Raw genomic sequence first — 20,001 nt, 5'->3', positions numbered from 1 at the left:
GCAATCTGACCGACCAAGGAGAAACCATGGCGAATCCGCTGTCATCGCAATCATCGCTGCAGCTGCCGCAGGGCATGGACATCTCGGCTGAGATCAAGCCGGGCTACGAAGCGATCCTCACCCGCGAAGCACTCGAGCTCGTCGCCGCGCTGCATCGCACGTTCGAACCGCGCCGCCAGGCGCTGTTGCAAGCGCGTGCAGAGCGCACCAAACGGCTCGATGCGGGCGAGCGCCCGGACTTCCTCGCCGAAACGAAGAGCGTGCGCGAAGGCGACTGGACGATCGCGCCGCTGCCGCAGGATCTGCAATGCCGCCGTGTGGAAATTACCGGTCCGGTCGAGCGCAAGATGATCATCAACGCGCTGAATTCGGGCGCGGATTCGTACATGACCGACTTCGAAGATTCGAATGCGCCGAGCTGGGATAACCAGATTACCGGCCACATCAATCTGAAGGACGCGGTGCGCCGCACGATTTCGCTCGAACAGAACGGCAAGTCGTACACGCTGAACGACAAGATCGCCACGTTGATCGTGCGGCCGCGCGGCTGGCATCTGGACGAAAAGCATGTGACGGTGGACGGCAAGCGCGTCTCCGGCGGCATTTTCGATTTCGCGCTCTTCATGGTTCACAACGCGAAGGAACAGGTCGCGCGCGGCACGGCGCCCTACTTCTATCTGCCGAAGATGGAAAGCCACCTCGAAGCGCGTCTGTGGAACGAGATCTTTCTCGCCGCGCAGGAAGCCGTCGGCGTGCCGCGTGGCACGATTCGCGCGACCGTGCTGATCGAAACGATCGTCGCCGCGTTCGAAATGGACGAAATTCTGTATGAGTTGCGCGAACACAGCTCGGGTCTGAACGCCGGCCGTTGGGACTACATCTTCTCGGCGATCAAGAAGTTCAAGAGCGACCGCGATTTCTGTCTTGCCGACCGCTCGCAGATCACGATGACCTCGCCCTTCATGCGTGCCTACGCGCTGCTGCTGCTGAAGACCTGCCATCGCCGCAACGCACCGGCAATCGGCGGCATGAGCGCGCTGATCCCGATCAAGAACGATCCGGCGGCGAACGACAAGGCCATGGGCGGTGTGCGCTCGGACAAGGCACGCGATGCCGGCGACGGTTACGACGGCGGCTGGGTCGCGCATCCGGGTCTCGTGCCGATTGCGATGGAAGAGTTCGTCAAGGTGCTCGGCGACAAGCCGAATCAGATCGGCAAGCAACGCGACGACGTGCTCGTCGCGGCCTCCGACCTGATGGACTTTCGCCCGGAAGCGCCGATCACCGAAGGCGGTCTGCGCAACAACATCAACGTCGGCATTCACTATCTGGGTTCGTGGCTCGCGGGCAATGGCTGCGTGCCGATTCACAACCTGATGGAAGACGCCGCCACCGCGGAAATCTCGCGCTCTCAAGTGTGGCAATGGATTCGCTCGCCGAAGGGCAAGCTCGAAGACGGCCGCAAGGTCACGGCCGAGCTGGTGCGCGCGTTGTCGGCGCAAGAGCTCGACAAGGTGAAGCAGGCAGTCGGCGGCGATACGAAGCCGTATGATCGCGCTGCACAAATTTTCGACGAAATGTCGACGTCGGAGCAGTTTACCGATTTCCTGACGCTGCCGCTCTACGAAGAAATCTGAGGCAACCAGGCTGTCTCATACATCAGCAATAACGACGTCGTACCGGGCCCGCTTTCACCAGCCACACAAGATGAACGAGCGGCCCGGGTCGCAAGGCTGACCGACCGGACGGCCCGACAGGCGTATGCCTGCCGGGCCGTTTTTTTCTGCACTCACCATGGGCCGGTCATGCCGTCCCCTCAGCGCGTGCTGCGATACTCGACCCAATCGCCCGACCTGATTTCCGGGAGGCCCTTCACCGCATTGGGCGCGACCGGATAGAAGCGGCAGTTCACGACGTTACCGTCTACTTTCACCATCACTTCTCTCGCGAGAAAACGATCTTCGACGCCGGGATACACCGCTTCGATCTCGTCGAGCACCGTAACCAGTTCATCGTCGATTTCGTAGACGTCACCCGTGACGTCCACGCCCGCTTCGTCGACCACCAGGCCCGGATATAAGCCGAAGTCGAACAGATGGCCGCGCACCGTGGCCGTGCCGAGCAGATTCGGCGTGGCAATGTCGTTGCGCGCCGCAGCCTCTCTGAGGTCGTTCACTTCACCGGCACGCAACGTGCCGTATACAAAAACAGTCTGCATCGTCGTTTGCTCTCCTTGATAATGGGTTCGGCTTGCCCCGGCTGTTGCCGCGGGTTCAGTTCAGCGACGCGCTCGCCACCAGCACGCCGTCGATATCCGCATAGATCCATTCGCCAGGACGCACCGGCGAGCCCGGCAATTGCACCGGCACGTCGCGCTCACCGGTGCCGAGCTTCTGGCCACGCCGCGGGCAGGTTGCCAATGCCGCCACGCCGACATTGATTTCATTGAGCTCCAGCGTATCGCGCACGCAGCCGTTTAGCACGATGCCCGCCCAGCCATTCCGCTCGGCGATTTGCGCGAGGTTGCCGCCTACCAGCGCGCAACGCAGACTGCCACCGCCGTCGACCACCAGCACCCGGCCGGCGCCCTTCTCCTCGAGCGTAGCGCGCACGAGTGCGTTGTCTTCGAACACCTTCAGCGTCACCGCCTCGCCGCTGAAACACTCAGCGCGACTGAAGAGATGAAAGACCGGCTCGAGCACACGCAGCGTGCCCAGCGCCAGTTGGTCTTCGTGTGCGTCGCACAAGTCTGCGGTTGCAAAGCTCATGGGGGTCTCCTTGGTGTCCGTGTAATCGGGACATTATGCAACGTTGACTCCAACGTAACACCTACAATGAGAAGCCTGCGGTGGTTTTGGGGGGCGTGCGGTTGGATCTGTGCCGTCGGGTCCGCGCTCCGGAGTTGGCACCTGAAGACACGGTGCCTAAGCGCCCGTGCTCACGGCTTCCGTGTCTACACGCGCAGCGTTTTTTGAGTTCCATCCATTGGATCGATCTTCAACATGAATTCGTCCGCTGACTCAGACCAGTCGAGCCAGACCCGCCTCGTCGACATCCCGCCCGAATTTCAGCCGACGCAATCGCACCCGATTCGCGTGCGCTCGCGGCCGATACCGTCGGGCTGGCGAATCGCGCGACACACGCATGCATGGGCCCAGGTGGCCTATGCATCGCGCGGCGTGCTGCGGGTCGCGACGACCGGCACGACGTGGATGGTGCCGCCATCCCGGGCGATCTGGGTGCCGCCGCATGTAACGCACGAAGTAGTCGCCGTCGAAGATGCATTTCTGCGCACGCTCTACATTACCGAAAGCACCGTCCCGGCAGGACTGGATACGCCGCGCGTGGTCGAGGTATCGGATCTGCTGCGCGAAGTCATCGCGGCGCTCGATACGCCGGGCATTTCAGCGACGCGCGAACAACTGCTGGGTGCGCTCGCGCTCGACGAACTGACGCGTTCGGAGCCGCTGCCGCTGTCCGTGCCGATGCCCAACGAAAAGCGCTTGCGCGCGTTGTGCGAGGCCGTGATCGCAGACCCGACTCACGGCGACTCGCTCGAGCAATGGGCATCGAGCGTCGGTGCGAGTACGCGTACGATTGCGCGGCTGTTTCGTCAGGAGTTGGGGGTGAGCTTTTCGAAATGGCGTCAGCAGGCCATTCTCGCACGCGCCATTCCGCTATTGAGCCAGGGGCGCCCGCTATCGCACGTCGCACAAGAGCTGGGTTATCAAAGCCAGAGTGCGTTCTCGGCGATGTTCCGGCGGGCATTCGGCGAAAGTCCGCGTGCATTCATCGAGCGCGGCTCTGAACATCGTGTGGAGAACGGGGATCGTGGCGATACCGAAGCGGATGAAGAGACCGCGCAGAAGTGACGGCGTGACGGCGTGTAGGCGTGTAGGCGTGTAGGCGTGTAGGCGTGTAGGCGTGTAGGCGTGTAGGCGTGTAGGCGTTGCCAAGCGTAACTGCCAGCCGCTGCCTGTCAAACGCGCCGCGCCAGATGACGGATCGCCCCGAGCTGCGCCAGACGCGGCCCGGTCAGCTTGTATCCCTTGCGCTGATACAGCCGCGCGGCAGGATTGTCGACGAACACACGCAGCTGCAACTCGTGCAGCCCGCGCTCGCGCGCCCATTGATGCGACATGTCGAGCAGATAAGTGCCGGCGCCGAGCCGCCGATGCCCTTCGGCAATCTGCACGTCGCGGATATGCAGCGAATCGCCTTCCTGCGTGATGCGCAGCACGCCGATCGGCTCGCCGTCCACTTCGAGAATAAAATTTTCAGACTCGCGCCAACTGCCGAGAAACAGATCGCCACGCCAGACCAGATGGTGCCGGCGATAGTAGCCGCCCATGTTGTTGCGAGTCAGCTCCTCGGCGAACTCGAAATCGTCCATGCTGGCGCGGCGCAGATGAAACGGTGACGGAGCTTCGGTTGGATCGAACATGGTGGAACGACGAAGATGGGTCGGAACAACGGTAAAACAGGCCGCGCGCGCTGGCAATGGCTGTTTGTCCCGAGCATACCAGGACGACACCCAGGCGAACCGGCTGCGGGAATAAAAAAAACCCACTTCTTTCGAAGTGGGCTTCTTAAAATCTGGCGGAGCGGACGGGACTCGAACCCGCGACCCCCGGCGTGACAGGCCGGTATTCTAACCAACTGAACTACCGCTCCAGATTTTTGCACCGTGGCTTGTGAAAGCCTGGCTTATTTGACAACTGCGTTGCCAACTGCACCGCTCAAGCTGCGAACTCAGCATGCTCACTGAACGACGCCGATGTCCTGGCGTCCCCTAGGGGATTCGAACCCCTGTACTCACCGTGAAAGGGTGATGTCCTAGGCCTCTAGACGAAGGGGACAACGTACTGCTTACACCTTTAATGAAAAAGCCCGTTCAGGTTTGTATGAACGGGCTTTGTCTGGCGGAGTGGACGGGACTCGAACCCGCGACCCCCGGCGTGACAGGCCGGTATTCTAACCAACTGAACTACCACTCCAGTTTGCCTATCATGACTTGCGAGCGTTGGTTTTTTCTCTGCAAGCTGCGCCGCTTTACTACTTTCAAACGACGCTGATGTTTGGCGTCCCCTAGGGGATTCGAACCCCTGTACTCACCGTGAAAGGGTGATGTCCTAGGCCTCTAGACGAAGGGGACATAATCTTTTCAGATCTGTCTTTATCTTGCCGCTAACTTAGCTTAACTTCTGGCTAATTTTGTTTTGTCAGCAGCAAAGACCGATATTCTAACTACGTTACAACTGTTTGTGAAGTCTTTTTTGCTACAAGCTCCAGACTTCGGAACCACTTCACTCTGCTCCGATGGTGGAGGTAAGCGGGATCGAACCGCTGACCTCTTGCATGCCATGCAAGCGCTCTCCCAGCTGAGCTATACCCCCCTTGCAGAACAGAAACGAGATTTTAGAGGCCAATTTGCGCTTTGTAAATACCCTTTGAGCAATTGCCTGCGACTTTTTTCGCAAGTCGCAGGCAATCCCGCTCAATGCAAGCGCGAACGCGCTCAGGCCAGCACTTTTTCGATACGGCTCACGACAACATCGCGGCCAAACAGCATCAGCACGCTGTCGATCGACGGTGTATGCGTGGTACCCGCCACCAGCAGCCGAACCGGCATTGCCAGTTGCGGCATCTTCAGCTTGTGCGCGCCGAGCGTTGTCTTCAACGCCGCGGCGATCGCCTCTTTGGTCCACTCCACCGTCTTGAGCGCCGCAGCCAGATCGGACAGCGCCGGACGCACGACATCCGTGACGTGCTGCGCGAGCGCCTCGGCTTCAGGCGCGGGCGTGCAATAGAACATCGCGGCGTTTTCGGCGATTTCCTTCACTGTCGACGCGCGGTCCTTCAGCAAGCCCACCACCGACGTCAGATCGGCGCCTTGCGCGATGGCAGCATCGTCGATACCCAGTTCAGCGAAGAAAGGCCTGGCGAGCTCCGCGAGGCGCGCGTTGTCTGCTTCCTTGATGTAGTGCGCGTTGAGCCAGCTGAGCTTGTCGTGGTCATACTGAGCCGGCGACTTGCCCAGATGCTCCAGATCGAACCATTCGACGAACTGCTCACGCGTGAAGATTTCCGCGTCGCCATGCGACCAGCCCAGACGGGCCAGATAGTTGACCACCGCTTCCGGCAGAAAGCCGGCGTCGCGATAACCCATCACGCTCATCGCGCCGTGACGCTTGCTCATCTTCTCGCCCTGCTCGTTCAACACGGTCGGCAGGTGCGCGTACACCGGCGGCTCACCGCCGAGCGCACGCAGGATGTTGATCTGACGCGGCGTGTTATTCACGTGATCGTCGCCGCGAATCACGTGGGTGATGCGCATGTCCAGATCGTCGACCACCACGCAGAAGTTGTAGGTCGGTGTGCCGTCCGGGCGCGCGATCACGAGATCGTCGAGTTCTTCGTTCGAAATTTCAATGCGGCCCTTCACGGCGTCGTCCCATGCGACGACACCCGTGAGCGGATTGCGAAAGCGCAGCACCGGCTGCACGCCCGCCGGTGGCTCCGGCAAGACCTTGCCGGGTTCCGGGCGCCACGTGCCGTCATAGCGCGGCTTCTCGCCGGCCTCGCGTTGACGCTCGCGCAGTGCGTCCAGCTCTTCCGTCGACATGTAGCACGGGTACACGAGCCCCGCGTCCTGCATCTGCTTGAGCACTTCGCGGTAACGGTCCATGCGCTGCATCTGGTAGAACGGGCCTTCGTCGAAATCGAGACCGAGCCACGCCATGCCCTCAATAATGGCGTCGACGGATTCGGACGTGGAGCGCTCGACGTCGGTGTCCTCGATCCGCAGCACGAAGGTCCCTTTCATCTTGCGCGCGAACGCCCACGGATACAGCGCGGAGCGAATGTTGCCGAGGTGGATGAAGCCGGTGGGACTCGGTGCGAAACGGGTACGGACAGAGGTGGTCATTAGCGATTACTCGGAAGACAGGCGCCGGCGCCGTGGCGAACATGGCCAGTGAAGCGCGGCAGCGGAGCGCGCCCGTGCGGCAGAAAACGCCTTGCACGGACACGAAGGAAATAAATACAAGAGCCGAATTATACCTTCCGAACCCGTGTTGCCTGCCCTCGTCCGAATGGCCAGGCAAGGCAGACAAGTCGCTCAGGAAGCGTGCTTCCGGAGGCCCGACGGTTTCCTCTGCAACGTTTCATTACCGCGCCGACGCGCGCCCGAAGCTTTGATTTATGATGTGCGCGCGCTGCGGGTTGCGATAGAACCACGGCGCATGGGATCGCCGCCGGCGGTCCTGTCTGTTTGACTATCCGCCTGATCGCGGCACAGGTTGCGCCGATTTGCGCCGATTTGCGCTGATTTGCGCTGATTTGCGCCGATTTGCACCGATTGCGCCGCCTCTGCCGTTGCTGGAGAACCCGTTGAAACCGTCATCCCCTCGCCTCGCCCGTCGCACCTTCTCATTGGCCGCCGCCTCCGCGGTGTTGGCCGCCTGCACCACGACCGGCGCCAGCAAAACTGATAGCACGCCGGTTGCCACCACGCCCACCGCGAACACGCCGCCGCTTGAAAAACCGCAGCGGCCCATCCGAGTCGGACTCGCGCTAGGCGGCGGCGCCGCTCGCGGCTTCGCGCACATCGGCGTGATCAAGGGGCTGGAGGCGCGCAATATTCAGGTCGACCTGGTGGCCGGCACAAGCGCGGGTTCGGTAGTCGGTGCGCTGTACGCCTCGGGGATGAACGGCTTTGCCCTGAACAAGCTCGCGCTGTCCATGGACGAAGCCTCGATCAGCGACTGGGCCATGCCGTTTCGCACGCGCGGCTTTCTGCAAGGCATCGCGCTGCAGAACTATCTGAATACGACCCTCAACAACCGTCCGATCGAGAAGATGGCCAAGCCGCTCGGCGTGGTCGCCACCGACCTGAAAACCGGCCAGCCAATCCTGTTCCAACGCGGCAACACCGGCATTGCAGTGCGCGCGTCGTGCAGCGTGCCGTCGATTTTCGAGCCGGTGAAGATCGGCGGACACGAATATGTGGACGGCGGCCTGGTGAGCCCGGTGCCCGCCTCGTTTGCGCGCAAGATGGGCGCGGATTTCGTGATCGCCGTAGACATCTCGCAGCGTCCGGAAAGCGGCCTCACCGCCAGTTCGTTCGATGTGCTGATGCAGACGTTCACGATCATGGGCCAGACGATCAAGGCGTATGAACTCGACAAGTACGCCGACATTGTGATCCGGCCTAATCTGGCCGCCATGAGCGGCAGCGATTTCTCCCAGCGCAACGCTGCGATTCTTGCTGGAGAGGAAGCGGTGGCGAAGATGATGCCGGAGTTGCAGCGCAAGCTAGCCGCAAGCCGCGCCGCGGCTTAACTCGTCGTTGCCCCAAACGCAAAAAGCCCGCTTCGAAAGAAGCAGGCTTTTTTCACACCCAAACCATGAGTGCGGGCTGAATCAGTTACTGATTACCACCAATCGAAGCATTCACACGCTTGCGCAGATCTTCACCGTCCTGATAGGACGTCTCGATCCGGCGTGCGCCCGTGAAACGCTTTTCCCAATAGCCGCTATCCATATCGTCGACGCGGATCGTGCTGCCCGTGGAAGGCGAATGCACGAACTTGTTGTCGCCGATGTAGATGCCGACGTGCGAGAACGTACGGCGCATCGTATTGAAGAACACCAGATCGCCCGGCTTCAGGTCGCTGACGCGCACCTTCTCGCCGACGCGGCTCATTTCCTCAGCGCGGCGCGGCAGCGCCATACCGAGCGTGTCCTGGAACACGTAGCGAACGAAGCCGCTGCAATCGAGCCCCGAATCGGGCGTATTACCACCCCAACGGTAGCGAACGCCGATCATGTTCAGCGCGCCGACCACCACGTCGCCCGCTTTACCGGCCATGCCGGAGAGGAACGATTTGGCGCCGCCGTCGCTGCCGGGAGCGGCCGATTGCGAATTGAGGGAGGACAAAGGATTCGACCCGCTAGGGGTCGAATATGAGGCATTCTGATTAAAACTGCTTACTTCGTCGGCGAACGCGCCGGGAGCTGCTGCCATCAAGACGCCAATGAACATCCCGGCGACGACGCGCGTGCAAGCCTGGGTTAGGTTTCTGTGCTGCATTGGTCGGTATTTTTTGCCTAAAAATCAGTGGGCTACGGAAAAAAGTTTGGTCGATACTAGCCAGTAAGTATTCGTGTGTCAAAACAAATAGAAAAATACAATCGAGACACGCACCCAATTGGTGAAAGAGTGCAAAATCAGTAGTCAAGCGCCGCTTTCAGCAGCTTTCGGGTGTAAGGGTGCGCCGGTGTCGCAAAAATCTGCTCAACGTCCCCGCTTTCGACGATTGAACCGTTTTGCATCACCGCGACACGATGCGCCATTGCCCCGATCACGGCCAGATCGTGGCTGATGAAAACGAAGCCGAGGTTGTACTTCTGTTGCAACCCGGCAAGCAGTTTCAGGACCTGCTGCTGGATCGACACGTCGAGCGCACTGGTCGGTTCGTCGAGGATCAGGATGCGCGGCTCCAGCACCAACGCGCGCGCGATCGCAATGCGCTGACGCTGGCCGCCGGAGAACTCATGCGGATAGCGGTACAGCACCGTGCGGTCCACTCCGACTTCGCGCAGAACCGACACCACCTTGTCGCGCCGCGCCTCCTGGCTCATTTGTGGGCGATGCAACGCGAGCCCTTCGCCCACGATCCGTTCGACGGTCTGACGCGGCGAAAGCGAGCTGAACGGATCCTGAAAGACAACCTGCATATTCGAGCGTAAGGCAGTCTGCTCGGCGCCGCGATAGCTGCCGAGCGCCCTGCCCTGAAACTCGATCTCGCCGTGCGCGGTGCGTTGCAGACCGAGCAGGGCCATCGCCAGCGTCGATTTGCCCGAACCCGATTCGCCGACAATCCCGAGCGTCTCGCCCTGTCGCACGGACACGTTCGCATCGGCGACCGCGCGAAAATGCCCCGAGCGGAACCAGCCGCTCCAGCCTGGCAGTTTCGTTTTGAAATCGACTGAGACGTCGCGCGCTTCGAGCAGCACGGGTGAAATCGGCAAGACAGGAACCACCGTGCGCTCCGGACGGCTTGCCAGCAGACGTTGCGTGTACGGATGCTGCGGCGACTCGAACACCTGCTCGACCGGCCCGCTCTCCACGAGTACGCCCTTCTCCATCACCGCAATGCGCTGCGCGAAATGGCGCACGAGATTCAGGTCGTGGGTGATCAGCAGCACGGCCATGCCGCGCTTCTCGGCTTCGACGCGTTGCAATTCGAGCAGCAGGTCGACGATCTGCGCACGAATCGTCACGTCGAGCGCCGTGGTCGGTTCATCGGCCAGCAGCAAACGTGGGCGGCACGCGAGCGCCATCGCGATCATCGCGCGCTGCCGCTGACCGCCCGAGAGCTGATGCGGATAACTATTCACGCGCTTGCCCGGCTCGGCGATGCCGGTACGCCCTAGCAATGCCACGGCACGCTTACGCGCTTCGTTCGCCGTCACGCCGTCGTGCACGACGATCGTCTCGGCAATCTGATCACCGACCGTATAGAGCGGATTGAGCGCCGTCATCGGCTCCTGGAAAATCATCGCGATGTCCGAGCCGCGCATACCGCGCATCTCGCGCTCGCTTTTGGCGAGCAGATCCTGCCCGTCGAAACGGATCGCCCCACTGACCTGCGCGTCGCTCAACAGACGCAGGATCGACAGCGCGGTCACGCTCTTGCCCGAGCCCGATTCACCGACCAGCGCGACCCGCTCGCCGCGTTGGATCGTGAGCGTCACGTCGTTCACCGCGACCGTATCGCCAAAGATCACATGCAGACGATCGAGCTCCAGCAGCGGCGGCGTCATGCCCTGTTTTGCGTCGTTCTCCACCATGGTGCTCACTGGTTGCCTCCCGCGCGCATGGCGTCGGCGATGCGGGTGTCCAGCGCGTTGCGCAGCGCATCGCCCATGAACGTCAGCAGCAACAGCATCGCGACCAGCACGCCGAACGTCGACAACGAGATCCACCACGCGTCGAGATTTGCCTTACCTTGCGCAAGCAGTTCGCCCAGACTTGGCGTCGGCGACGGCACGCCGAGGCCGAGAAAGTCGAGGCTGGTGAGCGCGAGAATCGAGCCGCTCATGCGGAACGGCAGAAACGTGATCACGGGCGTCAAGCTGTTGGGCAAAACGTGCCGCCACATGATCTGCCAGTTCGAGAGCCCCATCGCCCGCGCCGCACGCACATAGTCCTGCTGACGGTTGCGCAGGAACTCCGCTCGCACGTAGTCGGACAAGCCGATCCAGCCGAACAGCGACAGCAGCACGATCAGCAGAATGAACCCCGGCTCGAAAATCGACGAGAAAATGATCAACAGGTAAAGCTCCGGCATCGCGCTCCATATTTCGATCAGACGCTGCCCGATGATATCGGTACGTCCTCCGAAGTAACCCTGCACGGCGCCCGCCGCAATCCCCAGCACGGTGCCGATCAAGGTCAGCACCAACCCGAATTCCACCGACACGCGAAAACCGTACAGAAGGCGCGCGAAGAGATCACGCCCACGGTCGTCGGTGCCGAGCCAGTTATCGCGCGACGGCGGTGCCGGGTTCGGCGCTTTCGAAAAATAATTCAGCGTGTCGTAGTAATACCGGTTCGGCGGATACACCGCGAAGTTGCCCGGCGTGTCGAAACGATGCTTGATATAGGGATCGAGGTAATCGGCGGGCGTCGGGAAGTCGCCGCCGAAAGTGGTCTCCGCGTAGGTCTTGAACATCGGAAAATAAAGCTGCCCTTCGTAGCGCACCACGAGTGGCTTGTCGTTCGACCACAGCGGCCCGGCGAGGCTCGCCGCAAACGCCACGACGAAGATGATCAGGCTCCAGTAGCCAAGGCGCTGCTGGCGAAAACGCTGCCAGACGCGACGCGCCGGCGATGGCGACACGAACGCGCGAACCGGTTCGGTGCGCGCCGCCGCATCGGCTGAAAGGCGGGCTCGATTCATCAGCGCTCCAGTTGTTCGAATTGGATGCGGGGATCGACCCACACATAGCAAAGATCGGAAATCAGCTTGGTTGCAAGACCGATCAGCGTGAACAGATACAGCGTGCCGAGCACGACCGGATAGTCGCGGCGCACCACGGATTCATACGACAGCAGGCCGAGTCCGTCGAGCGAAAACAGCGTCTCGATGAGCAGACTGCCGGTGAAGAACGCACCGATAAACGCGGCGGGGAAACCGACGATCAACGGCAGCAACGCGTTGCGAAACACGTGCTTCCACAGCACGCGCTTTTCCGATAACCCTTTGGCGCGCGCGGTCAGCACGTATTGCTTGCGGATTTCGTCGAGGAAGGCGTTCTTCGTCAGCATCGTGACGACCGCGAAACTGCCGACCACCGAGGCCGTGATCGGCAACGCGATATGCCACAGGTAGTCGACGATCTTGCCGCCCAAACTCAATTGCGCCCAATTATCCGAGGTGAGATTGCGCAGCGGAAACAGCTGCAGGAAAGTGCCACCGCCGAACAACACCAGCAACAGCACGCCCAATACAAAGCCCGGAATTGCATAGCCGACCAGCACGACGAGGCTCGTTGCGATATCGAAGCGCGAGCCGTTACGCACCGCCTTGGCGATACCCAGGGGCACCGATATCAGGTACGTCAGGAAGAAGGTCCACAAGCCGATGCTGATCGACACCGGCAACTTCGAAACGATCAGCGACCACACGCTCTGGTGGCGGAAATAGCTCTGGCCAAGGTCGAATGTCGAGAAGCGTTTTAGCATCAGGACGTAGCGTTCGAGCGGCGGTTTTGTCGAAGCCATACAGCACTTTCAGTTGCGCGATCTGCTGTGCGTCGACGCCGGTATGCGAGCGCAGACCGAACGGCGCGCCGTTCTCGGCGCCTTTGCGCAGCTCGTGCTGCATCTGTTCGACCGGGCCACCCGGAACGAACTGGATCACGACGAAGGTCAGCGTGAGCACGCCGAGCAAGGTCGGGATCATCAACAGCAGGCGTTTGAGGATGTAGCTCCACATGGCGTCGTTTCCGGTGCGAAGGCGGTGAATGAATGATGCTTTAATGCGCCTCAGTTTGCGGCTGCGGCTGCGCATACCACCACATCGACGTGATCCAGCCTTCCGCGCCATAGTACAGAGGCAAGGTTTTGGGCCACGCGAGACCGCGCTTGAACGCCACCCGGTGCGTCGCGCTGTACCACTGCGGAATCACATAGTAGCCATGCATCAGCACGCGGTCGAGCGCATGCGTCGCGTCGATCAGTTGCTCCCGCGTCTGCGCATGCACGAGCGCGCTCAGGATCGCGTCGACGGCCGGCGATTTCAGCCCGATCATGTTGTCCGAGCCTGGCGTGTCCGCGGCCTTGCTGCCGAAGCGGTCGATCTCTTCCGAGCCTGGCACCTGCACGTCCGGCATACGGATGGTGGTCGTGTCGAAATCGAACGCGTCGAGACGCTTTTGATAGACCGCGAAATCGGACACGCGAAATGTGGCGGTAATGCCGAGCTTCTGCAGATTGCGGATGAACGTCGCGACAATCGGCTCCATTTGCGCGGACGAACCGGAATCGTCGAGGATCTCGAACCGGAACGGCTCGCCCTTGGCGTTACGCAACGCGTTGTCGCGATAGGTCCAGCCCGCCTGCTGCAACAAGGCACGCGCCTGCAACAGATTGGCGCGCAGCGAACCCGGCGGATCCGTGTCCGGCTGCTTCGGCGGCGGACCGAATACCGCCGGATCGAGTTTTGCGCGCCATGGCTCGAGGAGCGATAGTTCGCCCGGCGAAGGCAGACCTTTCGCCTGCAAATCCGTATTGACGAAGAAGCTGTCGATGCGCGTGTACTGATTGAAGAACAACTGGCGGTTCAGCCACTGAAAATCGAATGCGAGATCGAGCGCCTTGCGCACCCGCACGTCCTGAAACAACGGCCGCCGCAGATTGATCATGAAGCCCTGCATGCCGGTGCCGTTATGCTGCGGAAATTCGCGCTTGATCAACTCGCCGCTATCGAACTTCTTGCCGAAGTCGCGCCGCACCCAATTGCGCGCGACGTATTCGACCATTGCGTCGTATTCGCCCGCTTTGAACGCTTCCAGCCGCGCGACGTTGTCCGAATACAGCTTATAGACAATCCGATCGAAGTTATTCATCCCCACGCGCACGGGCAGCGCCGCACCCCAGTAATTCGGGTCGCGTCGATACGCGATCGTGCGGCCGTTATCGTACTTTTCGATCAGATAAGGCCCGCTGGCAATCGGCTTTTCGAACGCGAGCTGGTCGAACGGTATCCGGCTGCCGTCCGGCTTCATCCCCCACTTGCGCGAGAACACCGGCATGCTGCCCACGAGCAGCGGCAACTCGCGATTGCGTTGATGAAAGTCGAAGCGGATCGTATGCGGATCGACCACCACCGCACGCGTGATCTCGCCGAAGATCGACGCGAATTGCGGCGCGGCTTGCGGGCTTTTTAGCGTGTCGAGCGAAAATTTGACGTCGTCGGCGGTGACCGGATCGCCGTTCGAAAAGCGCGCACGCGGGTTGATGTGGAAGGTGGTCGACAGGCCGTCGGGCGCGATATGGATGTCGTCGGCGAGCAGGCCATAGGCGGAGGCCACTTCGTCGCTGCTGCCGATGGTCAGGCTTTCGAACAGCAGATCGACGCCCGGTGCGGTATTGCCGCGCAAAGTGAACGGATTGAATTTATCGAAGCTGGTCAGCCGGCTCGGATTGGCCAGCACCAGCGTGCCGCCCTTCGGCGCATCTGGATTGACGTAGTCGAAGTGCTTGAAATCGGCCGGATATTTCGGCTCGCCGTACTGCGCGATCGCATAGACGGCGTGCGCTTCGGGCGCCGCGAGCAAACCGGCCAGGAGGGACACGCCACACAGTGCGACGGCGCACGCCGAGCGCCAGGAGCGCGGCACAACCGGTAGACCGACACGCGATAGCCTGAGAATCACGCTGCTCCGAAGTGCACGAGGCGCTTGAACCCATCGCGAGCCAGTTGTCATAGGGGCCTTGTTGATCAGTGGGCAATTTCAATGTGAAAGGATTCTACCCAATAAACCTGCGCATTCCATGCGTTGACCCATTGCTTTCCGCTCAGTCTGCCGGCTTTGCGAGCGCAATAAAAAACCGCCCGGTCCGGGCGGTTTATTTCGGCTCCACGACTGGCTGGATCAACCGTAACGTGGCTTACCGTCTTAGTGGTCTTAGTGCCAGCCGCGACGATTGTCGTAGTGGTCGCGGCCGTAATCGTAGCGGCCAGGGGGATGACGACGATACCAGTCGTCACGCGCCCAGTAGCGGCGGCCGTCCCAGTAGCGGTCGCCGTGCCAGCCGATCACGATCGCCGGGCCACCGTAATACACGGGCGCGGGCTGGTAAATGACAGGCGGCGGGGGGGGCGGCGGCGGTGCATAGACCGGAGCCGGGGCCACGTAGATCGGCGCGGGAATGCCGATGTTGACACCAATGTTGACGCCGCCGGCCATTGCAGCACCCGACGCAGCCAACCCGAGAACCCCGATCAGAAGTGGAACAAGACGTGCGGACTTCATCGATCACCCTTTTGAAGAATGTGTGTTGTTGGCCGAAATATAGCGCAAGGCAGCCATCCGCGTATTTCAACTTTGTAATAACTGATGCATAACATCGCACCGTCAGCCGCCCGGTTACGTCTCGTTACATTGGACAAAGGTTTGGTGAAAAAGTAGTGGCGGAGTAATCGAGCCGGCGCCACGATCAGCCTTGTGGCCGCGGTATTGCGGATGAAGCCGGATCAGTAGGATATCGAAGCATTTTTGCATCATGCAACGAGCCTGGCTGGATTCCAAAACCCTTTCGCTCCATCCGCATCCATCGCCCTTGCTTCCCGCGCGTTCGTGCTCTTCTCCTGTAGACGTCGCACATCGGATTGCAAGGCGGTTTATATCGCCCGGTCATTCCGCCGCCGCGATCGCCACGACACCTCGCCGCGCCCGTTCGCATAGACCGCACAAACGAACATCTGATGTTCGAAAGAACATTTCCAAGTTATTTTGATGTCGCCGGTCGTCCGACCTCACCATCGGAGAAGCACTCGGCCGGAAGCCTTATTCAACAGATATTTCAAGAAAGTCAATCACTTAAACCATGGTTTTCCCTAGTACCCGACAGCGCAACCAGTGATACGATGACTGACACTAAACGCTGATAAATGTTCGAATTCGCGCATGCCGGCCGTCCAGCGGCCAGTCAGCGGACACATTGGGTACGGAGACAGATTTTGAAAACAATCATTGGTTTGCGCTGGTGGATCATCGCGCTGGTATGTGCCGGGACGATCGTCAACTATCTGTCGCGCAACGCCCTCGGCGTGATGGCGCCGCAGTTGACGACACTCCTGCACATGAGCACCAAGCAGTACTCGTACGTCGTCGGTGCATTCCAGGTCGGCTATACGATCATGCAGCCGGTATGCGGCCTGATTATCGATCTGATCGGTTTGCGTCTCGGCTTTGCGTTGTTCGCCTGCCTCTGGTCTCTAACGGGCGTACTGCACGGTTTCGCGAGCGGCTGGCTCTCGCTTGCGGCCTTGCGCGGACTCATGGGGTTGACGGAAGCCGTCGCCATTCCGGCAGGCATGAAGGTAGTCGCCGAGTGGTTTCCCAATCGCGAAAAATCCGTGGCGGTGGGCTACTTCAACGCGGGCACGTCGCTCGGTTCGCTGCTCGCCCCGCCGCTCGTCGTCTTCCTGTCGCTGAGATATGGCTGGCAAAGCGCGTTTGCGGTGACGGGTGCGCTCGGCTTTGTCTGGGCTGCGGTCTGGTATGTGCTGTACCGCTCGCCGGCCGATCACGCGCGCATCAGCGCGGCTGAGCGCGAGACGATCGTCAGCGGCCAGACGCCGGGCACGCCGCAGCGGCACAGCATCCGCGAAGTACTTCGTACGCGCCGGTTCTGGGCGATCGCACAAGCGCGTTTCTTCGCGGAACCCGCGTGGCAAACGTTCAGCTTCTGGATTCCGCTTTACCTCGCGACGCAACGCCACATGGACCTGAAACAGATCGCACTGTTCGCGTGGCTGCCGTTTCTTGCCGCCGACCTTGGCGGCCTCTTCGGCGGCTACCTGTCGCCGTTTCTGATGAAGCGTTTGCGCATGCCGTTGATCGCGTCGCGCATCGCGGGTGTCGTGCTCGGCGCTTTCATGATGCTCGGACCGGCATGCATTGGTCTCGTCGCCTCGCCGTATCAGGCAATCGCGCTCTTCTGCGTGGGCGGCTTCGCGCATCAGATGATCTCGGCGCTCGTCAACACATTGGCCGCCGACGTGTTCGACCCCAGCGAAGTCGGCACCGTCGCCGGATTTGCAGGGATGTCCGCGTGGATCGGCGGCCTGGGCTTTTCGCTGCTGGTTGGCGCGCTGGCCGACACGATCGGCTACACACCGTTATTCGGCGCCCTCGGCGCTTTCGACCTCATCGGCGCCACCTTGCTAATCATTCTGATGCGCGGCGTCACTCGCGACGCGCGACCGCGTCAAGTCGACAACAACGCCAGCACGGCTGCGTGACCTTACTCGAAGACACATCATGCGTTCACTGACGAATCTGAAACACCCGCCGCGTTTTTCACTGTTGTCCCAAGTCGGCAATCAAGTCGTGCTCACCGCGCAGGAAAACTGCCGGATCGAACTGTTCGTTCTCGCCGAAGACATCATCCGGGTGCTCGTGCTGCCGCACGGCGAGACGCGCGGTCCGCGAACCTGGTCCATCGCGCCAGGTGCGGACGACGTTGCGCTCGAGGGCCGCGATCGCCGCGACATGAGCGATTTCACGCCACCCACGTTTGACGTATCGGCTAACGCCGAACACGTTGTCGTTGAAACCGCGCGCATCCGTTTGACGCTCACGCTTGATGGCGGATTTTGCGCGTGGGACATCCTTCACGACGCAGCGTGGCATCGCGTGATGAGCGATCGGAAAACGCAGGCGTATAACTTCGGCTGGTGGGACGCGCGCGTGTATCACTACATCGAGCGTCGCAAGGGCGAAATGTATGTTGGCCTGGGCGAGCGCGCGGGTTCGCTCAATCGCGCAGACCAGTCCTACGAAATGCGCAACATCGACGCGATGGGCTATAACGCCCGCACTACGGACCCGCTCTACAAGCACATCCCCTTCTACGTGACATGGCAGCCGCAAACGTCGACAGGATTCGGCCTGTTCTACGACACGCTCGCCGACTGCCGCTTCGACATGGGCCGTGAGCTCGACAACTATCACGGCCACTACCGGCACTTTGTCGCCGAGCATGGCGATCTCGACTATTACTTCATCGCGTCGGCGGGCACGCCCTTGCATGCGGTGCGCCGCTTTACGTGGCTGACCGGGCGTCCCGCCTGGATGCCGAAATGGGGCCTCGGCTACTCGGGCTCGACGATGAGCTATACCGATGCACCCGACGCACAGCAGCGCATGGGCGAATTCATCGAGCGGTGCAGCGAGCACGACGTGCTGTGCGATTCATTCCACCTGTCGTCGGGCTACACGTCGATCGGTCCGAAGCGCTACGTGTTCAACTGGAACCACGAGAAGTTTCCGGATATCGACGGCTTCGTGCAGAGCTATCTCGAACATGGCGTGCGTCTGTGCGCGAACATCAAGCCTTGCCTGCTGCAAGATCACCCGGCGTTCGACGAAGTGGCACGCGCCGGCTTGCTGATCGGGTCGCGTGACGGCGATCCGGCGTGGGTGCAGTTCTGGGACGAAGTGGGTGCGTATCTCGACTTCACGAATCCCGCCACCATCGACTGGTGGAAAGCGCGCGTGAAAGACAGCCTGTTGAAACACGGTATCGCTGCGACGTGGAACGACAACAATGAGTTCGAGATCTGGTCGCCCGACGCGATGGCCCAGGGCTTCGGCCAACCGTATCCGGCGCGCGAAGCAAAGGTGCTGCAAACGCAGCTGATGATGCGTGCGTCGCACGACGCGCAGCGCGAATACGCACCCGACCGTCGGCCGTTCCTCGTCTCCCGTTCGGGCGGCGTCGGCATGCAACGCTATGTGCAGACATGGTCCGGCGACAACTACACCTCGTGGGAAACGCTGCGCTTTAATCTGAAGATGGGCCTCGGGCTCGCCATGTCCGGCGTGTCGAACAGCGGTCACGATATCGGCGGATTCTCTGGCCCCGCGCCAGATCCGGAATTGTTCGCCCGCTGGGTCGCATTCGGCATCTTTCTGCCGCGTTTCAGCATTCATTCCTGGAACGACGACGGTACGGTCAACGAACCATGGATGCATCCCGAAGTCACGCAGCAGGTGGCAGCGCTCATCAAACTGCGCTACCGGCTCATTCCCTACCTGTACGAGTTGCTATGGCAATCGCGCAGCGCGTACGAGCCGGTATTGCGTCCGATGTTCGCCGAGTTTCCGCACGATCCACGCTGTCTCGTCGATGGCGACGACATGATGCTGGGCGCGTCGATGCTGGTCGCGCCAGTGGTCGAGCCCGGCCAGTCGACGCGCGACGTTTATCTGCCGGCCGGCGCGCGCTGGGTGTCGTACTGGAGCGGCGAGGTATTCGAAGGCGGTCAGACCGTGACCCTGCCTGCCCCATTCGAGCAGCCGGTGACGTTGCTGCGTGAGGGCGGCGTGAATCCGTTGAACATCGCTGAACAACACTTCGGCCGTCCCGCCGACGAACGCGCGTTCATCGCCGTGCCGCACGCCGGCGCAGGCATCGCTCGCGGCGGCTGCGTCGAAGACGATGGCGAAAGCGAAGCCTGGCGCACAGGTGCGCAGGGACATTGGAACGTCTCGATTACAAGCGATGCGAGCACGTTGCGCATTTCAATCGTACGGGAAGGCTGGGTCCAGCAGCCGCAGCAGGAAGTTCGCCTGTTCGTGCCAAAAGACGAAGTGCGCCCGGCAGTCTGCGTCGACGGCGCGCTCGTGGCCGACCATACGGCGGACGGCTGGCGATGCCTGACGATTTCCATCGCCCACTGAGCAGGCACGTATCAC

The 20,001-nt window shown here is 61.2% G+C and carries 14 protein-coding genes, 5 tRNA genes and 1 pseudogene; 5 read left to right on the top strand and 15 right to left on the bottom strand.

Features of this window, described 5'->3' with window-relative positions:
• Positions 1–26: 26 nt before the first annotated feature.
• The gene (gene aceB, locus B0G76_RS07170; protein WP_120291243.1) at positions 27–1,637 is read left to right on the top strand and encodes a malate synthase A; all 1,611 of its coding nucleotides are present in this window, start codon (positions 27–29) and stop codon (positions 1,635–1,637) included.
• A gap of 179 nt (positions 1,638–1,816) precedes the next feature.
• Here the strand turns inward: aceB and B0G76_RS07165 are convergent, their stop codons facing one another.
• Together B0G76_RS07165 and rraA are read right to left on the bottom strand one after the other, a co-directional pair.
• A complete protein-coding gene (locus B0G76_RS07165) occupies positions 1,817–2,218 on the bottom strand; it encodes a gamma-glutamylcyclotransferase (RefSeq protein WP_120291241.1) in 402 nt (133 codons plus the stop codon).
• 55 nt (positions 2,219–2,273) lie between these two features.
• Positions 2,274–2,768 (bottom strand): ribonuclease E activity regulator RraA, encoded by a 495-nt coding sequence (gene rraA / locus B0G76_RS07160; RefSeq protein ID WP_120291239.1) that lies wholly within the window; start codon positions 2,766–2,768, stop codon positions 2,274–2,276.
• A 234-nt stretch (positions 2,769–3,002) separates the two neighbouring features.
• Between rraA and B0G76_RS07155 the strand changes: the two genes are divergently transcribed.
• Positions 3,003–3,872: a helix-turn-helix domain-containing protein gene (locus B0G76_RS07155; RefSeq protein WP_120291237.1), complete on the top strand. Its 870-nt coding sequence runs from the start codon at positions 3,003–3,005 to the stop codon at positions 3,870–3,872.
• Positions 3,873–3,979: 107 nt separating this feature from the next.
• On the opposite strand, the gene B0G76_RS07150 is transcribed toward B0G76_RS07155, so the two are convergent.
• The 7 genes from B0G76_RS07150 to gltX all read right to left on the bottom strand — a co-directional run bounded on the left by B0G76_RS07150 (position 3,980) and on the right by gltX (position 6,928).
• Positions 3,980–4,444 (bottom strand): GNAT family N-acetyltransferase, encoded by a 465-nt coding sequence (locus tag B0G76_RS07150; RefSeq protein ID WP_120291235.1) that lies wholly within the window; start codon positions 4,442–4,444, stop codon positions 3,980–3,982.
• Between the two features lie 153 nt (positions 4,445–4,597).
• Positions 4,598–4,674: transfer RNA gene (locus B0G76_RS07145), tRNA-Asp, on the bottom strand.
• A 109-nt stretch (positions 4,675–4,783) separates the two neighbouring features.
• Positions 4,784–4,859 (bottom strand) — tRNA-Glu (locus B0G76_RS07140).
• Between the two features lie 61 nt (positions 4,860–4,920).
• Positions 4,921–4,997, bottom strand: a tRNA-Asp gene (locus B0G76_RS07135).
• Positions 4,998–5,079: 82 nt separating this feature from the next.
• Positions 5,080–5,155 (bottom strand) — tRNA-Glu (locus tag B0G76_RS07130).
• A gap of 165 nt (positions 5,156–5,320) precedes the next feature.
• Positions 5,321–5,396: transfer RNA gene (locus tag B0G76_RS07125), tRNA-Ala, on the bottom strand.
• A 122-nt stretch (positions 5,397–5,518) separates the two neighbouring features.
• Positions 5,519–6,928: a glutamate--tRNA ligase gene (gene gltX / locus B0G76_RS07120; RefSeq protein ID WP_120291233.1), complete on the bottom strand. Its 1,410-nt coding sequence runs from the start codon at positions 6,926–6,928 to the stop codon at positions 5,519–5,521.
• 464 nt (positions 6,929–7,392) lie between these two features.
• Here gltX and B0G76_RS07115 point away from each other — a divergent pair, with 464 nt between their 5' ends.
• Positions 7,393–8,343 (top strand): patatin-like phospholipase family protein, encoded by a 951-nt coding sequence (locus tag B0G76_RS07115; protein ID WP_120296247.1) that lies wholly within the window; start codon positions 7,393–7,395, stop codon positions 8,341–8,343.
• Positions 8,344–8,428: 85 nt separating this feature from the next.
• Here the strand turns inward: B0G76_RS07115 and B0G76_RS07110 are convergent, their stop codons facing one another.
• From B0G76_RS07110 to B0G76_RS07085, 6 genes and pseudogenes are all read right to left on the bottom strand, one after another.
• Positions 8,429–9,094: a C40 family peptidase gene (locus B0G76_RS07110; protein WP_120291231.1), complete on the bottom strand. Its 666-nt coding sequence runs from the start codon at positions 9,092–9,094 to the stop codon at positions 8,429–8,431.
• A gap of 137 nt (positions 9,095–9,231) precedes the next feature.
• Positions 9,232–10,857: an ABC transporter ATP-binding protein gene (locus B0G76_RS07105; RefSeq protein WP_120296246.1), complete on the bottom strand. Its 1,626-nt coding sequence runs from the start codon at positions 10,855–10,857 to the stop codon at positions 9,232–9,234.
• A 5-nt stretch (positions 10,858–10,862) separates the two neighbouring features.
• On the bottom strand, positions 10,863–11,969 hold the full coding sequence (locus B0G76_RS07100) for an ABC transporter permease (RefSeq protein WP_120291229.1): 1,107 nt from the start codon (positions 11,967–11,969) through the stop codon (positions 10,863–10,865).
• Positions 11,969–13,007: pseudogene (locus B0G76_RS07095) on the bottom strand (microcin C ABC transporter permease YejB). The gene B0G76_RS07100 and the pseudogene B0G76_RS07095 overlap by 1 nt, the downstream one beginning before the upstream one ends.
• A 40-nt stretch (positions 13,008–13,047) precedes the next feature.
• Positions 13,048–15,000, bottom strand: a complete 1,953-nt coding sequence (locus tag B0G76_RS07090; protein ID WP_120291227.1) for an extracellular solute-binding protein — start codon at positions 14,998–15,000, stop codon at positions 13,048–13,050.
• 201 nt (positions 15,001–15,201) lie between these two features.
• Entirely contained in the window at positions 15,202–15,549 is a 348-nt protein-coding gene (locus B0G76_RS07085; protein ID WP_120291225.1) for a hypothetical protein, read from the bottom strand.
• 707 nt (positions 15,550–16,256) lie between these two features.
• Between B0G76_RS07085 and B0G76_RS07080 the strand changes: the two genes are divergently transcribed.
• Together B0G76_RS07080 and B0G76_RS07075 are read left to right on the top strand one after the other, a co-directional pair.
• Entirely contained in the window at positions 16,257–17,543 is a 1,287-nt protein-coding gene (locus tag B0G76_RS07080; RefSeq protein WP_120296245.1) for an MFS transporter, read from the top strand.
• A gap of 19 nt (positions 17,544–17,562) precedes the next feature.
• Complete coding sequence (locus B0G76_RS07075; RefSeq protein WP_120291223.1) at positions 17,563–19,986, top strand: glycoside hydrolase family 31 protein; 2,424 nt, start codon at positions 17,563–17,565, stop codon at positions 19,984–19,986.
• The last annotated feature ends 15 nt before the right edge of the window (positions 19,987–20,001 follow it).

The sequence above is a fragment of the Paraburkholderia sp. BL23I1N1 genome, assembly GCF_003610295.1.
Lineage (GTDB): Bacteria > Pseudomonadota > Gammaproteobacteria > Burkholderiales > Burkholderiaceae > Paraburkholderia.
This window is presented reverse-complemented; position numbering and strand designations above follow the sequence as displayed.

Coding starts and splice junctions, on each gene's coding strand:
- aceB (WP_120291243.1), top strand. CDS start 27: ATGGCGAATCCGCTGTCATCGCAATCATCGCTGCAGCTGCCGCAGGGC.
- B0G76_RS07165 (WP_120291241.1), bottom strand. CDS start 2,218: ATGCAGACTGTTTTTGTATACGGCACGTTGCGTGCCGGTGAAGTGAAC.
- rraA (WP_120291239.1), bottom strand. CDS start 2,768: ATGAGCTTTGCAACCGCAGACTTGTGCGACGCACACGAAGACCAACTG.
- B0G76_RS07155 (WP_120291237.1), top strand. CDS start 3,003: ATGAATTCGTCCGCTGACTCAGACCAGTCGAGCCAGACCCGCCTCGTC.
- B0G76_RS07150 (WP_120291235.1), bottom strand. CDS start 4,444: ATGTTCGATCCAACCGAAGCTCCGTCACCGTTTCATCTGCGCCGCGCC.
- gltX (WP_120291233.1), bottom strand. CDS start 6,928: ATGACCACCTCTGTCCGTACCCGTTTCGCACCGAGTCCCACCGGCTTC.
- B0G76_RS07110 (WP_120291231.1), bottom strand. CDS start 9,094: ATGCAGCACAGAAACCTAACCCAGGCTTGCACGCGCGTCGTCGCCGGG.
- B0G76_RS07105 (WP_120296246.1), bottom strand. CDS start 10,857: ATGGTGGAGAACGACGCAAAACAGGGCATGACGCCGCCGCTGCTGGAG.
- B0G76_RS07100 (WP_120291229.1), bottom strand. CDS start 11,969: ATGAATCGAGCCCGCCTTTCAGCCGATGCGGCGGCGCGCACCGAACCG.
- B0G76_RS07090 (WP_120291227.1), bottom strand. CDS start 15,000: ATGACAACTGGCTCGCGATGGGTTCAAGCGCCTCGTGCACTTCGGAGC.
- B0G76_RS07085 (WP_120291225.1), bottom strand. CDS start 15,549: ATGAAGTCCGCACGTCTTGTTCCACTTCTGATCGGGGTTCTCGGGTTG.
- B0G76_RS07075 (WP_120291223.1), top strand. CDS start 17,563: ATGCGTTCACTGACGAATCTGAAACACCCGCCGCGTTTTTCACTGTTG.